We start from the raw sequence: 12851 nt of genomic DNA, 5'->3' as shown, positions 1-12851 counted from the left end.
AAAGCGGGAAAAGGTTGGAAAATATTCATTAGCACCTATTGTTTACAGATAAATATTAACCTTAAAATTATTCCTGAAATGAAAACGCTTAAAATCATCCTTTTTGCTGTAATCGGCATTATTGCTCTTGCGCTTGTTGCGGCTATGTTTGTTAAAGAAGACTACGCAGTAGAAAAAGAAGTGATTATAAACAAACCCAAAGCTGAGGTTTTTAACTATGTAAAGTATCTGAAAAACCAGAACAATTTCAGTGTCTGGGCAAGTATGGACCCTCACATGAAAAAGACCTTTAAGGGAACAGACGGAACCACAGGTTTTGTGTCGGCCTGGCAAAGTAAAAACGAAGATGTAGGTACTGGCGAACAAACCATTATAAATGTAGTAGAAGGCCAAAGAATAGATTATATGCTCCGTTTTATTGAGCCGTTTGAATCAAGCGCCAATGCCTATATGGCTACCGAAAGCGTAGATTCAACACATACCAAAGTAAAATGGGGTTTCTCAGGAAAAATGGAGTATCCAACCAATCTGACGCTTGTTTTTATGAGCATGGACCAGATGATTGGCAAAGACTTTGAAACCGGACTGAATAATCTGAAAGGCATACTGGAGAAATAAGTTCAAGCTGAATATTAATAGCAAAACCCAAATTTGTGAATAAAATTATGAAAACTGCATTGAGCAAAAAACAAAACCGTTTCTACTGTTTCGACCTGCTGAAAATGGCGAGACAGCAGGAAGCCGACAAAAAAATCAAAGATGTGTTGATAGTGTCGGATTTATTAGCAAATTTTCAGCGGTTAATTGAGGAAAAATGCATACCGCCTGCACTCAATGCACCCAAGAAATAATTTATTAGTCTGACAACTTAGTATATAATTTTCAATAACAATAAATAATGGCAGCAGAAAAAGAAAACAACAGCGACAAATTGAAGATTCTCCAGACGACCATGGAGAAAATAGATAAAACCTTTGGTAAAGGTACAATTATGCGCCTGAGCGATACTAAAGTTTTAGAGATTCCATCTATTTCTACAGGTTCTCTTGGCCTTGACCTTGCCCTGGGCGTGAATGGTTTTCCGAAAGGACGTATCATTGAAATTTATGGGCCTGAATCATCAGGTAAAACAACCCTTGCCATGCAGGCAATTGCCGAAGCTCAAAAAAGCGGTGGCATCGCAGCCTTTATTGATGCAGAGCATGCGTTCGACCGAGTTTATGCACAGAAACTGGGCATTGATACCAAAAACCTGCTTATCTCTCAGCCAGATTACGGCGAGCAGGCATTGGAAATTGCCGAACACCTGATTAGCTCAGGCGCAATTGATATTTGCGTGATTGACTCAGTAGCGGCTTTGGTGCCTAAAGCGGAGTTGGAAGGAGAAATGGGCGACAGCAAGATGGGTCTGCAGGCACGTATGATGTCTCAAGCCATGCGTAAACTGACAGGTACCATTAATAAAACGGGCTGTTGCTGCATATTCATCAACCAGTTGCGTGATAAAATCGGTGTTATGTTCGGTAACCCTGAAACAACCACCGGTGGTAACGCACTTAAATTTTATGCTTCGGTAAGGATTGATATCCGCCGTATAGGAGCCATAAAAGACGGCGACGAAGTGCTAGGTAACCGCACAAGAGTGAAAGTGGTGAAAAACAAAGTGGCGCCACCCTTTAAAGTAGTTGAATTTGATATTCTTTACGGCCAGGGGGTTTCTAAAGCAGGCGAAATACTTGACCTTGCCGTAGACCTGGAAATTGTTAAAAAAGCAGGATCATGGTTCTCTTATAATGGCAGTAAATTAGGCCAGGGTCGCGACGGCGTAAGAGATATGCTGAAAGATAACCCTGAGCTATTGGCTGAGCTGGAAGAGAAAATCAAGGCAACTGTAGCCGTTGACGCTGATGCATTGATGGACACCAAACCCGGCGACCAGGATGGTTTAGTTGATAAAGACGAATAGTATTTGTCTATTACTATATTTTTCAAGAAGACTGCCCTGAAGGGTGGTCTTTTTTTGTTGATAAGCCATAAGAATTATGGTTGAAAACCATCCAGCACCTTATATTCTCCGGGTTTTAAATAGCCAAGTGCAAGGTAACCAATCCTAACCCGTACCAGTTTCAGCACGGCATAATGTAGTTTATAACACATACGGCGTATCTGGCGGTTCAGGCCCTGAACGAGTATGATTCTGAAAGTATAATCATCCAGTTTTTCTACTGTGCAAGGCAAGGTCATTTTACCCATAATATTGATACCCTTACTCATTGTGTCGAGAAAATAGCCGTCAATTTCTTTATCTACTGTTACTATATATTCTTTTTCAGTTTTGTTTTCGTTCCGCAGCACTTTGTCATAAAGTGTGCCATCGTTGGTAAGTAGCAATAGCCCCTCCGATTCCTTGTCAAGCCTGCCAACCGGAAAAAGATCCTCTTCAAAGGGCAGAATGTTTTTCAGGTTATCGGGTATCTCTGTATTAAGTGTAGTTTCTATGCCTCTGGGTTTGTAGAATGCTATGTAGATGAGCTTCTTTCCTTCTTTCAGTACTTCATTATTATAAACCACTTCATCGGTCTGGCTTAATTCTACATTGGTTCTCACAGCCTCGCCGTTAAGCAAGACATGGCCGGAAAGAATAATTTGCAAGGCCTGCCGGTTAGAAACCTGTAATTTTTTAACCAACAGATACTGAAGCCTGTTTCTGAAAGTCATGAGTTATCAGGCAATTTCGGTTCTACCATAACTACCTCTTCTTTTTCTACAATAACCTGCCCTTCGGCTAAATCTTTGGTTTTGCGTACAAATTTCTTTTGGGTAAGTATCACAGGTGCCAGGGTCTCATTACGCCTTTTAGAATAATAGGCAGCCAGAGAGGCCGCGGCTTCTTTCACAGAATTCGGAATCTTTTTACCTGATTTATATTTTACCAAAACATGAGACCCCTGCGCATCTCTCGCATGCAGCCAAAGGTCTTCTTTATAGGCATATTGTTGGGTAAGCAAATCGTTGTTTTTAGCGTTACGGCCTACCAATATTTCAAAACCTTCTACCTCAAACCGCTTGAATAAATCTTTGTAAGATATCGCCTGTGTAGTATTACGGCTGAGCTTATTGGTTTTCAGATAAGTACGCAGGGCTTTCAGGTGTTCGGCTTCTTCAATTTTTTCAATGTGCAGGTTGAGACTTTTCAACAGTTCTTCACGGTTTTCAATGTTCTCCATGATTTTCTCAATCTCTATTTTCTCATTTTTAGCCTTGCGATAAAAATTTTCAGCGTTTTTTTGAGGCGTTAAATCCGCTCTCAGTTTAATGCTAATATCCTGATTGCGATAAAAATCAAAAAGATCGGCTTTTTCTGCCCGTTCAGGTATTTGATGCAGATTGGCCATTAAAATATGGCCTATTTCTTCATTCTTGATGGCCGAGTCAATCGTCTCCAGTCTTTGGTAAGCATCTTTCAGATATAGCTCTGTTTGCTTTTTCTCTTTATTCAGTTTCCGGAGTATATCGGCCTTTTCTTTGTCAAGCGTACTTACTTTGTTGTATTGAACATAAAAAGCATTGATGGCTTCCATGGGTTCCTGAAACTCCTGCAGTACCTCTCCCATTGGTAAAAGTGAGAGGTGGATTTCATGCTGCCAGCGTATGAGATAATAGCTTGGATACTCCAGTTGATACACCACCTTTTGTATGCGCTCCCAGGTCAGTGGTTCCTGTTCAAGATGGGCATTTACGAGTTTCCCAAAAGTTGGAAACAACTTTCTGTGATCCTGATTATTAGCCATAAAAGCCTCATGCGACTGGTCGATTGAACGGTCAAGTGATTGAATGTCCAGGTTTTTGTCGGCTACAATACGGCTATGAAACAGGTCTATTACCTCGCCGTTACTGAACAGAATAATATTTGAACGGTTGCCGTACATCTTGAAAACCAACGAAAAACCCTGCTCAAAATCAATGGCAAAGCAGCGCTCGTTCAGAAACTGCCGCACGCCTGCTACTTCTAAATCAAGAAGCTGGCTAAACAAATCAATGCTGTTTTTTCTGGCTCTCTCAAACTGGTCGGTAAAATAAAGGCAAGAGAAATCGGGAAAGACAACAGCTTTTATATAAAACTCTTTATAATTCTTCTTTTTTCCGCGGGCAGCAGCAAAGCCCAAAACGAGTTCGTCTTTCTCCTGACTGAAACACTCCATCAATTTCAATCCACTGATTTTTGTTTCAATCTGCCTGGTAAGCTGCCTTAAGAAATAATAATTATTTTGCACAATTCATTAGTATTTAGGAGGCAAAGGTAGTTTAAAATACCGAAATAAGCATTTCTGCCACTATATTGGTATTGGCGCATAGCCATTCTATAAAACTTTATCGTTATTATGCCTTTTGTTTTAGACCATTAAAAGTGTAACTTTGACAATTAAAATTCAATCTAAAATTTAACATGCTACTCCTCGGAATTGACATCGGTACTTCTTCCATTAAGGCATCAGTCGTAGACGCCGACACCCAACAAGTAATTGCATCTGCTCAGTACCCTGATATTGAGGCGCCAATTTCGTCGCCCCAAGCCGGATGGGCCGAGCAAGACCCTGAAATGTGGTGGAACAACACCGTTGAGGCCATAAAAAGAGTAAGTGCGTCAGGTAGTTTTAATCCGCAGGACATCGGCGCCATAGGAATTGCTTACCAGATGCACGGGCTGGTAATGGTTGATAAAAATAAAAATGTTTTAAGACCGTCTATCATCTGGTGCGACAGCCGTGCCGTTCAGATTGGAGAAAAGGCATTTAGTGACATAGGTGAAGAAAAGTGCCTGAACCAACTGCTGAATTCTCCGGGCAATTTTACGGCATCAAAATTGGCATGGGTAAAAGCCAATGAACCGCACATTTTTGAGCAATGCGATAAAATTATGCTGCCGGGCGATTACATAGCCATGAAACTGACTGATGAAATTACATCTTCTAACTCAGGCTTGTCGGAAGGTATCTTCTGGGATTTCCGTACCAATGCAGTTTCAAAAGATTTACTGAATTACTATGGCTTTGATGAAAGCATTATACCGGATATTAAACCGGTTTTCAGCGAGCATGGCAAAGTAACCAACAACATAGCCGATTTATTAGGCATTAAAGCCGAAGTACCGGTAACCTACAAAGCAGGCGACCAACCGAATAACGCGCTTTCACTGGATGTTTTGAATCCGGGCGAAATTGCAGCAACCGCTGGCACCTCAGGGGTGGTGTATGCCGTAAGCGACCAGATTTCATTCGACAGCCAGTCGAGAATCAATTCGTTTGCCCACGTAAACCACCAGATAGGCGGCGAAAACAGAGTGGGTATTCTGCTTTGTATAAATGGTACAGGTATTTTAAACCGCTGGGTAAAAGACAATTTTGGCAAAAACCTGAGCTACCCCGAAATGAACAACCAGGCGGCACAGGTAGCAATTGGCAGTAACGGGCTTCTGGTAATGCCATTCGGCAACGGCGCCGAACGCATGCTGAACAACCGTATACTGGGTGCCTCATTCCATAATCTTGATTTTAACACACATTCGCAGGCGCATATTTTCCGTGCATCGCAAGAAGGAATCGCCTTTTCATTGAACTATGGCTTTGGTATTATGCAGGCCAATGGTGTAGAGCCAAAGGTTATCAGAGCAGGCAAGGCCAATATGTTTTTGAGTGATGTTTTCAGCAATGCATTGGTAAATGTAACCAATACACCAATAGAACTGTATGATACCGATGGCGCCAAAGGCGCGGCACTGGGTGCCGGTTATGGCGTGCAGTATTACAGCACCCCAAAAGAGGCCATGAGTAAACTGATAAAACTGAAAGTAATTGAGCCAACAGCGCAAGATGTTGCCGCTTATCAGAATGTCTATCAGGGTTGGAAAACGATTCTTGAGAAACTAATGCAAAACTAATAGGTACTATAGCCCTTTTTACAGGCTCAATCGGTATAATAATCGGTTGAGCCTGTTTTGTTTGCACCAGCAGGTTAGGGCATTATTAAAAAAATCCTAAAAATTAAACAAATAATAAAATCATCAATTCTTTTTTTTACATTCGCAACGTAAAAAACCAGCTCATAAGCCTTAAAAAGATAAGTTTCTAAAGGCTTTCAAATGAGCTAACCATCTTAAACAAACCATTAACCATATTCCTACCGATACAATTACTAATTCATCTATGATATTCATCAGGTTTATTGTAAGTCTTTTGCTGGCTGCTGGCTTGACTTACGTCTTTAACAATCCTTTAGGCGCTTTACCGGCACTGGGGAAACTATTCAACCCCTTTGAGGGATTCTGGCAAAATGGCGGCACAAAACTTTCGGCTGACGAATTAAAACTGGAAGGTATAAAAGACGAAGTAACCGTTGTTTTCGACGACAACCACGTGCCTCACATTTTTGCACAGAACGAAGATGACCTCTACTTTGCGCAAGGCTATATGGTTGCACAAGACCGCCTCTGGCAAATGGAGTTTTATACGTTGGCTGCTGCCGGTAGACTGACCGAAGTAGTTGGTGACAGAGCCTTACAACTTGACCGCTACAACAGGCGCCTGGGTATGGCAGAAACCGCAAAGAAAATTACCGCAAGCTACAAAAAAGGCGATACCGCACTTACAATTCTGGAAGCATACGCCGCCGGGGTAAACGCATATATCAGGCAATTATCTTACAAAGATTTGCCTGTAGAATACAAAATTATCGGGTATAAGCCGGAAGAATGGGCTCCGTACAAAACAGTTCTGATGCTGATGAACATGCGCAATGTTCTGAACGGCGGAAGCGATGATTTCAGGATGAGCCATGTGCTGGCCAAATATGGTGCCGATGTCGTGAAAGAGCTGTTTCCCAATTACCCCGTAATAGAATCGCCCATTATACCGGTAGGCACCAAGTGGGAGTTTACACCCGTACCGGTACCGCCTGTACCTGCCGATATTGCTGCCAAACCAGAAGAAGAAGGCAAGGTAGCCTATAACATTGCCTCACCAGCACCAGAAATAGGTAGCAACAACTGGGCAGTTGGTGGCAGTAAATCAGCCAGTGGGCTACCTATTTTGGCCAACGATCCGCATTTGCAATTAACCTTGCCTTCTATTTGGTACCAGATACAACTCTCAACCCCCACCATGAATGTCTACGGTGCCTGTTTGCCTGGCGCACCCGGCGTTACTATCGGGTTCAATAAAGACATAGCCTGGGGTGTAACCAATGTGGGCTCTGATGTTATGGATTTTTACCAGATAAAATTCAGGGATAAAACCATGAAAGAATACTGGTATAACGGTGCCTGGAAACCTACAACCACCGTTATTGAAGAGTTTAAAATAAAAGGCAAGGCTGAGCCTTTAAAAGATACCCTTGTTTATACGCATCACGGCCCGATACTCTACAACCATGCCGAAGACAACAGTTTCAGTAAAAACGTACCCATAGGCCACGCCATGAAATGGGTTGGCCATATTGAAGACAATACCGACCTGCTCGGGTTCTATTACCTGAATAAAGCCAAAAACTACGACGACTACCGTAAAGCGCTAACCTACTATAAAGCGCCTGCACAAAACTTTGTTTTTGCCGACAACCACAATGATATTGCCATAACCCCCAATGGAAAACTTCCTTTAAAATGGAAAGAACAGGGCAAGTTTATACTAGACGGCTCAAACCCGGCGCATGACTGGCAGGGATGGATACCGGCAGACCAGAACCCAACAGTTAAAAATCCGCCCCGTGGTTTTGTGAGTTCGGCTAATCAGTTTTCTACAGACCCTACCTATCCATATTATTTAGGCTGGAAATTCGCTCCGGCAGAAAGAGGCCTGCGCATTAATGAACGCCTTACTGCTATGCAACAGGCAACAGTAGACAGTCTGCGTTCGGTACAGAACGACAATTTCAATGTGGAAGCACGCCGGGTATTACCAGATATACTAAAAATACTGTCTGAAGACCCCGCCAATAAAAACAATGTAGCTTATGAAACCCTTGCCAGATGGAACATGAGAAACGATGCTAACGAAATTGGCCCGACCATTTTTGAAAGATGGGTAAAAGAACTGAGAGCATGGGTATGGGAAGATGAGTTTCCGACCAAAAATACAGATGTAATTATGACTCAACCAACCAGAGACCGCACCTGGGACATGATAAAGAACCAGCCCAATGCCAAATGGTTTGATAACGTAACTACTACCGGTAAAGTAGAAACCATGCAGGATATTGTAAGAGGTAGCTTTAAAGCAACAATTGACTCTTTAACTGCTAAACTGGGTCCGTTTGATACCAAAACCTGGGCATGGACCAAAGTAAAAAGTACTGACATTAACCATCTGGGCAGAATAGCCGGCTTTGGCAGACAAGACATACCAAATGGCGGAGGCCCAGGTATTGTAAATGCTACTTCAGAAACCCACGGGCCGTCGTGGAGAATGGTGGTGCAACTAGATAAAGAATGGCCTAAAGCGTATGGGCTATACCCCGGTGGCCAATCTGGTGACCCCGGTAGCCCTTACTACGACAATATGATTGACAAATGGGCTAAAGGCGAGTTGAACGAACTGCTATTTATGAAAAACAAAACTGAAAAGAGCAGTAGAATTGTATCAAGCACTAAAATAACAGCTAAGTAATAGTAAGAGTCGCTATTAGCTTATCATTTAATTATAAAACGAAGTTATCTCATGACATATATCAGAATTCTCGTTATAAGTGCCATTGCACAGTTTTTTCTTCCTTGGTGGGTCATTGCCCCTATCGCCTTTTTGGTAGGCATGTTTACCTCGAAATCAGGTAAAGGAGCATGGCTGGCCGGAGCAGGCGCCATTGCCACATTATGGATAGCTTATGCAGCCTATCTGAACATAACACATGACGGCCTTATGCTCAACAGAATAGGCAATCTATTTGCCGACAACCTCAAATTCCTTAACAGTATACCGTTTTCAGTATCGTTTTTTCTGATTATGGCCCTTATCGGCGGTCTTGTTGGCGGCTTCTCGGCTCTGGCGGGTTATCAGCTCAGGCAGCTAATCAAATAAAAGCCTTTATAGTCAGTCTTAAATAGTTTGGTTTTTCTATCTTTGCAACCTTTATTTGCATAAAATTTATCTAAATACCTTTTTTAATGGCGCCTCAAGCGGTGGTGCATCAAATTAATTTTCTCATGAAAAAACTTTCAGTTTTCGTTCTTTTAGTTTCTGTTATTGCCTGGGGATGCGACAAGTCTGCTTCTACTTCAACAACATCTGGCGGCAAGCAGCCATCTGGCCGTATTGTTTATGTAAATACAGACACCCTGCTAACCAAATATGATTATTACAAAGACATTTTGAAGGCTTCTGAAAATAAAAGATTCCAGTTAGAAAACGATTTAGCTAATAAGGCCCGGTCGTTCCAGAACAAAGTTCAGTTTTTCCAGCAAAGAGCCCAACAAGGCCACATGACACAAGAGCAGGCGCAAACAACACAAATGCAATTGCAACAGGAAGAACAAAACCTGATGGCCTACCGCGACAAAAATGCACAACAACTGGCGCAGGAAGAAGGGAAAAAGACCGAAGATATATTGAACAAAATTCATGAATATCTGAAAGAATTTAACGCCGGCGATAAATATGATATGGTAATTGGTTATTCTAAAGGTGGCGGAGTACTTTACGCCAAAGAAGACCTTGACATAACCAAACTAGTTTTGGAAGGCCTGAATAAAAAATATGCTGACGATAAAAAAAGTGGCAAAATAAGTGTTGAAAAAGACACAACCGCCAAAAAATAATAGCTCGCTAAAAGTACACTAAAGAAAATTATTGAATAAGATGCCGTTAGATCAAACCCCTTATTACGATTACGATAATGATAGCGAAAGCGAAGGGAAAGAAGAAGGGAAAGAGATGTCGTTTCTTGACCACCTCGAAGAACTTCGCTGGCACCTGATTCGCGCTGCTGCAGCTATTGTTTTCTTTATGGTTTTCGCTTTTGTCTATATTGAGGAAATCTACGATACCGTTATTCTGGGCCCTTCTAAAGTTGATTTCTGGACCTACCGGATGATGTGTAAATTAGGGCAGGCTGTAGGAGCCCCGGGCCTGTGTGTAGAAAAACTCCAGTTTAGTTTAATGAGCCGCGAGGTATCCGGCCAGTTTATTATGGCTTTTACCTCGGCTGCTATTATAGGTCTGGTGTTTGCGTTTCCTTATGTTTTCTGGGAAATCTGGCGTTTCATTAAGCCCGGCCTGAAAATGACCGAGCGGAAATCGGCCAGAGGTGCGGTTTTCTATGTAACCTTCCTTTTCTTTTCGGGTGTAATGTTCGGGTATTTTATTGTTTCTCCTTTGGCTATTAACTTTCTGGTTAATTTTCAGATAAGCAAAAGCATTGAGAACCAGTTTGATATCAGTTCTTACATTTCATTGCTGGCTACGCTTACCCTGGCCTGCGGTGTGGCTTTCCAGCTACCAATTGCCATTTTTGTTTTGACCAAGATTGGTATCATAGGGCCTCAGTTTATGAGAACGTATCGCCGCCATGCAGTGGTAGTTATCCTGATTGTGGCAGCGGTTATCACTCCATCGCCTGATATGACCAGCCAGTTACTGGTAGCATTTCCTTTATATATATTGTATGAAGTAAGTATTATTATATCAGCCAGAGAAGAAAAAAGACGTTTAGCCGATCTTGAAAAAGAAAGCGATAAATGATAAATATCTGCTGTAAAAACCAAAAGCCACCTGTTTAATGCAAGTGGCTTTTGGTTTTTATAAATGCCTAAAAGGCTTATGCTGTAAAACCTATCTTGGTATGGGTGCCATCGCAAAAAGGTTTGTTTTCCGAAGCCCCGCAGCGGCACAACGCCGTTACTTTATGCTTTTTGGTCAGGTTTCCTTCCGTATCTTTAATCAATATATTACCATATACCAGCAGGGGGCCATCTTTGGTGGTTTCAATAATGGTTTCGCTGTCAATCTGTTTTTCTTTCTCTCCTACCTCGTTTATAAAATAAGACAAAGCGCCCGAGGGGCATTTGTCTATCTGCTCCATAATTATCTGGCTGGTTTCTTTCTCAGGTGTAACCCATGGACGCTTGCGGGGGTCGAACACATGCGGCAAGCCTTTAAAACATATCGCTGAATGAATACACATGTGCGGTTGCCAGACAACCGTTAATTCTTCATTGGTATAGTGCTTGGTTATTTTCTTTTGTTCTTCCATGAGTTCATTAATTTTAATTCAATATTAAGAAAACTCAGGTAAATTTCAAATCTTACGTATAACCATAAAGCCCTAGCATAAACCTACCTGAATCTATTTTAACCTTAATTAACCTGAAACTAAGAAATTAGTTTCTACCTTTGTAGTATTATTACAAATTAATCTTACCGAAGTACAAATGAAGAACCGGATTGCGGCCTTTTTCTTTTTGATAATGAGCGCCCCTGTGCTAAGCCTGGGGCAGCTCAATATTGAAGGGCGGGTTATTGATGCCTCAGACAAAAAGCCATTGCCCTTTGCCAATGTGTTTATCAGCAATACTACCAAAGGCCAGCAAACAGACGACAAAGGCCGGTTTAAGTTATACAATGTGCCGGGTGGTACTATTGACCTCGTAATCAGTTTTGTAGGTTATAGAACATTTTCATTACAAATTAAAGCCGATACGCTGAAAAGACCCTTGCTGTTACTGTTACAACCAGATGCCATTGAGTTACAGGGTGTAACCATAAAAACAGTTAAAGACGGCTACAAGAAGTATATACATTTGTTTCAGGATGGTTTTATGGGCAAAACCCTTTTCTCGGCTGCCTGCAAACTTAAAAACCCAAAGGCGTTGTCGTTCAGGTTAAGCAATGACGATTCTGAATTGATTATTAAAGCAGATGAACCCCTGATTATAGAAAACAAAGAACTAGGGTATGTAATTAAATACCAGCTGGAAGACTTCAGCTATCATTTCAGGCAACAGTATGTTTCATTTTATGGATACCCTTTCTTTGAAGAAATGCAAACCAAAAGCAATAAAAAGAAGAAAGAGTGGATTGAAAACCGTAACCGCGCCTATTATGGCTCTACGCAACACTTTTTTAAAGCGCTGGTTGATAAACGACTGGTTGAAGAAGGCTATACTATGCACAAGCTGATTAGAGAGCAGAAGAAGACATTTCTTGTACCGATGTTTCCGGAAAAAAGAGACAGCCTGGGTAATATAGTTACAGAGGCATCAAAAGAAAAAATTATCGTAGACTCTGCCGATGTTAAACTTCGCGCCGACCATACGCTTAGTAAACTACCCACCAGCAGTTTTGCCCGCCATGTGCAGTATCTGGTAAAAACACCACTGAAAGAATCAGAGGTAATAAGTCCGTCAGAAGACATATATAAAATAGATTTCAGTAACCATATATATGTTGTTTATAACAAAGAGTATGAAGAACCACAGTTTCTTTCGGCCGGACAAAAAAACATACCTCAGGTATCTATTTTATCTATGCTTGAGCCCCCCGCACTGGTTGAAAAAAACGGCCATTTAATTAACCCGCTCTCCATTATTTTTGAAGGCCGTTGGGGAAATGAAAAAATCGGAGAGCTACTGCCACTTGATTATGTGCCTGAATTACCTTAAGATATCAGATTAACCTATACAGAACCGCCATAAAAAGGCAGATGCTTCACGTTTTAAAAAAACCGGAAGTACCTGCCTTTTCTCCTGTTTTCCTCGCTGGGTCACCCAAAATTGATATGAAACAAATTAAGTAACTTTTCCTGTTCAGGTTTAGAGATATAAATTCTGCTATGAATCGTTTGCGAGAGTTGCGTTTTGAATGATA

General features: G+C 41.6%; 12 protein-coding genes. 9 read left to right on the top strand and 3 right to left on the bottom strand.

Translation table 11 applies throughout. From position 1 onward, the window contains the following. Positions 1-78 precede the first annotated feature (78 nt). Genes NZ848_RS19720 through recA form a run of 3 tightly spaced genes read left to right on the top strand, consistent with a single transcriptional unit; the run spans position 79 to position 1966 of the window. The gene (locus NZ848_RS19720; protein WP_259016964.1) at positions 79-618 is read left to right on the top strand and encodes an SRPBCC family protein; all 540 of its coding nucleotides are present in this window, start codon (positions 79-81) and stop codon (positions 616-618) included. A 47-nt stretch (positions 619-665) separates the two neighbouring features. Beyond that, positions 666-851 (top strand): hypothetical protein, encoded by a 186-nt coding sequence (locus tag NZ848_RS19715; protein WP_253528957.1) that lies wholly within the window; start codon positions 666-668, stop codon positions 849-851. Between the two features lie 47 nt (positions 852-898). Then, complete coding sequence (recA, locus tag NZ848_RS19710) at positions 899-1966, top strand: recombinase RecA (protein WP_253528969.1); 1068 nt, start codon at positions 899-901, stop codon at positions 1964-1966. A 74-nt stretch (positions 1967-2040) separates the two neighbouring features. Here the strand turns inward: recA and NZ848_RS19705 are convergent, their stop codons facing one another. After that, positions 2041-2718 carry a pseudouridine synthase gene (locus NZ848_RS19705; protein ID WP_259016963.1) on the bottom strand — a complete coding sequence of 226 codons (678 nt, stop codon included), beginning with the start codon at positions 2716-2718 and terminating at the stop codon, positions 2041-2043. Continuing rightward, on the bottom strand, positions 2715-4274 hold the full coding sequence (locus tag NZ848_RS19700; protein ID WP_259016962.1) for an NFACT RNA binding domain-containing protein: 1560 nt from the start codon (positions 4272-4274) through the stop codon (positions 2715-2717). The genes NZ848_RS19705 and NZ848_RS19700 overlap by 4 nt, the downstream gene beginning before the upstream one ends. Before the next feature lie 173 nt (positions 4275-4447). Here NZ848_RS19700 and NZ848_RS19695 point away from each other — a divergent pair, with 173 nt between their 5' ends. The 5 genes from NZ848_RS19695 (at position 4448) to tatC (ending at position 10727) form a co-directional block, all read left to right on the top strand. After that, positions 4448-5938 (top strand): xylulokinase, encoded by a 1491-nt coding sequence (locus tag NZ848_RS19695; protein ID WP_259016961.1) that lies wholly within the window; start codon positions 4448-4450, stop codon positions 5936-5938. 265 nt (positions 5939-6203) lie between these two features. Continuing rightward, positions 6204-8660 (top strand): penicillin acylase family protein, encoded by a 2457-nt coding sequence (locus NZ848_RS19690; protein ID WP_259016960.1) that lies wholly within the window; start codon positions 6204-6206, stop codon positions 8658-8660. 51 nt (positions 8661-8711) lie between these two features. Beyond that, positions 8712-9068 carry a hypothetical protein gene (locus tag NZ848_RS19685; protein WP_259016959.1) on the top strand — a complete coding sequence of 119 codons (357 nt, stop codon included), beginning with the start codon at positions 8712-8714 and terminating at the stop codon, positions 9066-9068. 125 nt (positions 9069-9193) lie between these two features. Beyond that, positions 9194-9805, top strand: coding sequence for an OmpH family outer membrane protein (locus NZ848_RS19680; RefSeq protein WP_253529023.1), 612 nt, complete (start codon positions 9194-9196; stop codon positions 9803-9805). Positions 9806-9845: 40 nt separating this feature from the next. Next, on the top strand, positions 9846-10727 hold the full coding sequence (tatC, locus tag NZ848_RS19675) for a twin-arginine translocase subunit TatC (protein WP_259016958.1): 882 nt from the start codon (positions 9846-9848) through the stop codon (positions 10725-10727). 76 nt (positions 10728-10803) lie between these two features. Here the strand turns inward: tatC and NZ848_RS19670 are convergent, their stop codons facing one another. Next, positions 10804-11238, bottom strand: a complete 435-nt coding sequence (locus tag NZ848_RS19670) for a (4Fe-4S)-binding protein (RefSeq protein WP_259016957.1) — start codon at positions 11236-11238, stop codon at positions 10804-10806. Between the two features lie 178 nt (positions 11239-11416). On the opposite strand from NZ848_RS19670, the gene NZ848_RS19665 reads away from it, so the two are divergent. After that, complete coding sequence (locus NZ848_RS19665) at positions 11417-12646, top strand: carboxypeptidase-like regulatory domain-containing protein (RefSeq protein ID WP_259016956.1); 1230 nt, start codon at positions 11417-11419, stop codon at positions 12644-12646. Positions 12647-12851 lie beyond the last annotated feature (205 nt).

The organism is Emticicia fluvialis, from assembly GCF_024793945.1.
Classification (GTDB): domain Bacteria; phylum Bacteroidota; class Bacteroidia; order Cytophagales; family Spirosomataceae; genus Emticicia; species Emticicia fluvialis.
The sequence above is the reverse complement of the archived record's forward strand: the minus strand, read 5'-3'. Positions and strand labels throughout refer to the sequence as shown.

Coding starts and splice junctions, on each gene's coding strand:
- NZ848_RS19720 (WP_259016964.1), top strand. CDS start 79: ATGAAAACGCTTAAAATCATCCTTTTTGCTGTAATCGGCATTATTGCT.
- NZ848_RS19715 (WP_253528957.1), top strand. CDS start 666: ATGAAAACTGCATTGAGCAAAAAACAAAACCGTTTCTACTGTTTCGAC.
- recA (WP_253528969.1), top strand. CDS start 899: ATGGCAGCAGAAAAAGAAAACAACAGCGACAAATTGAAGATTCTCCAG.
- NZ848_RS19705 (WP_259016963.1), bottom strand. CDS start 2,718: ATGACTTTCAGAAACAGGCTTCAGTATCTGTTGGTTAAAAAATTACAG.
- NZ848_RS19695 (WP_259016961.1), top strand. CDS start 4,448: ATGCTACTCCTCGGAATTGACATCGGTACTTCTTCCATTAAGGCATCA.
- NZ848_RS19690 (WP_259016960.1), top strand. CDS start 6,204: ATGATATTCATCAGGTTTATTGTAAGTCTTTTGCTGGCTGCTGGCTTG.
- NZ848_RS19685 (WP_259016959.1), top strand. CDS start 8,712: ATGACATATATCAGAATTCTCGTTATAAGTGCCATTGCACAGTTTTTT.
- NZ848_RS19680 (WP_253529023.1), top strand. CDS start 9,194: ATGAAAAAACTTTCAGTTTTCGTTCTTTTAGTTTCTGTTATTGCCTGG.
- tatC (WP_259016958.1), top strand. CDS start 9,846: ATGCCGTTAGATCAAACCCCTTATTACGATTACGATAATGATAGCGAA.
- NZ848_RS19670 (WP_259016957.1), bottom strand. CDS start 11,238: ATGGAAGAACAAAAGAAAATAACCAAGCACTATACCAATGAAGAATTA.
- NZ848_RS19665 (WP_259016956.1), top strand. CDS start 11,417: ATGAAGAACCGGATTGCGGCCTTTTTCTTTTTGATAATGAGCGCCCCT.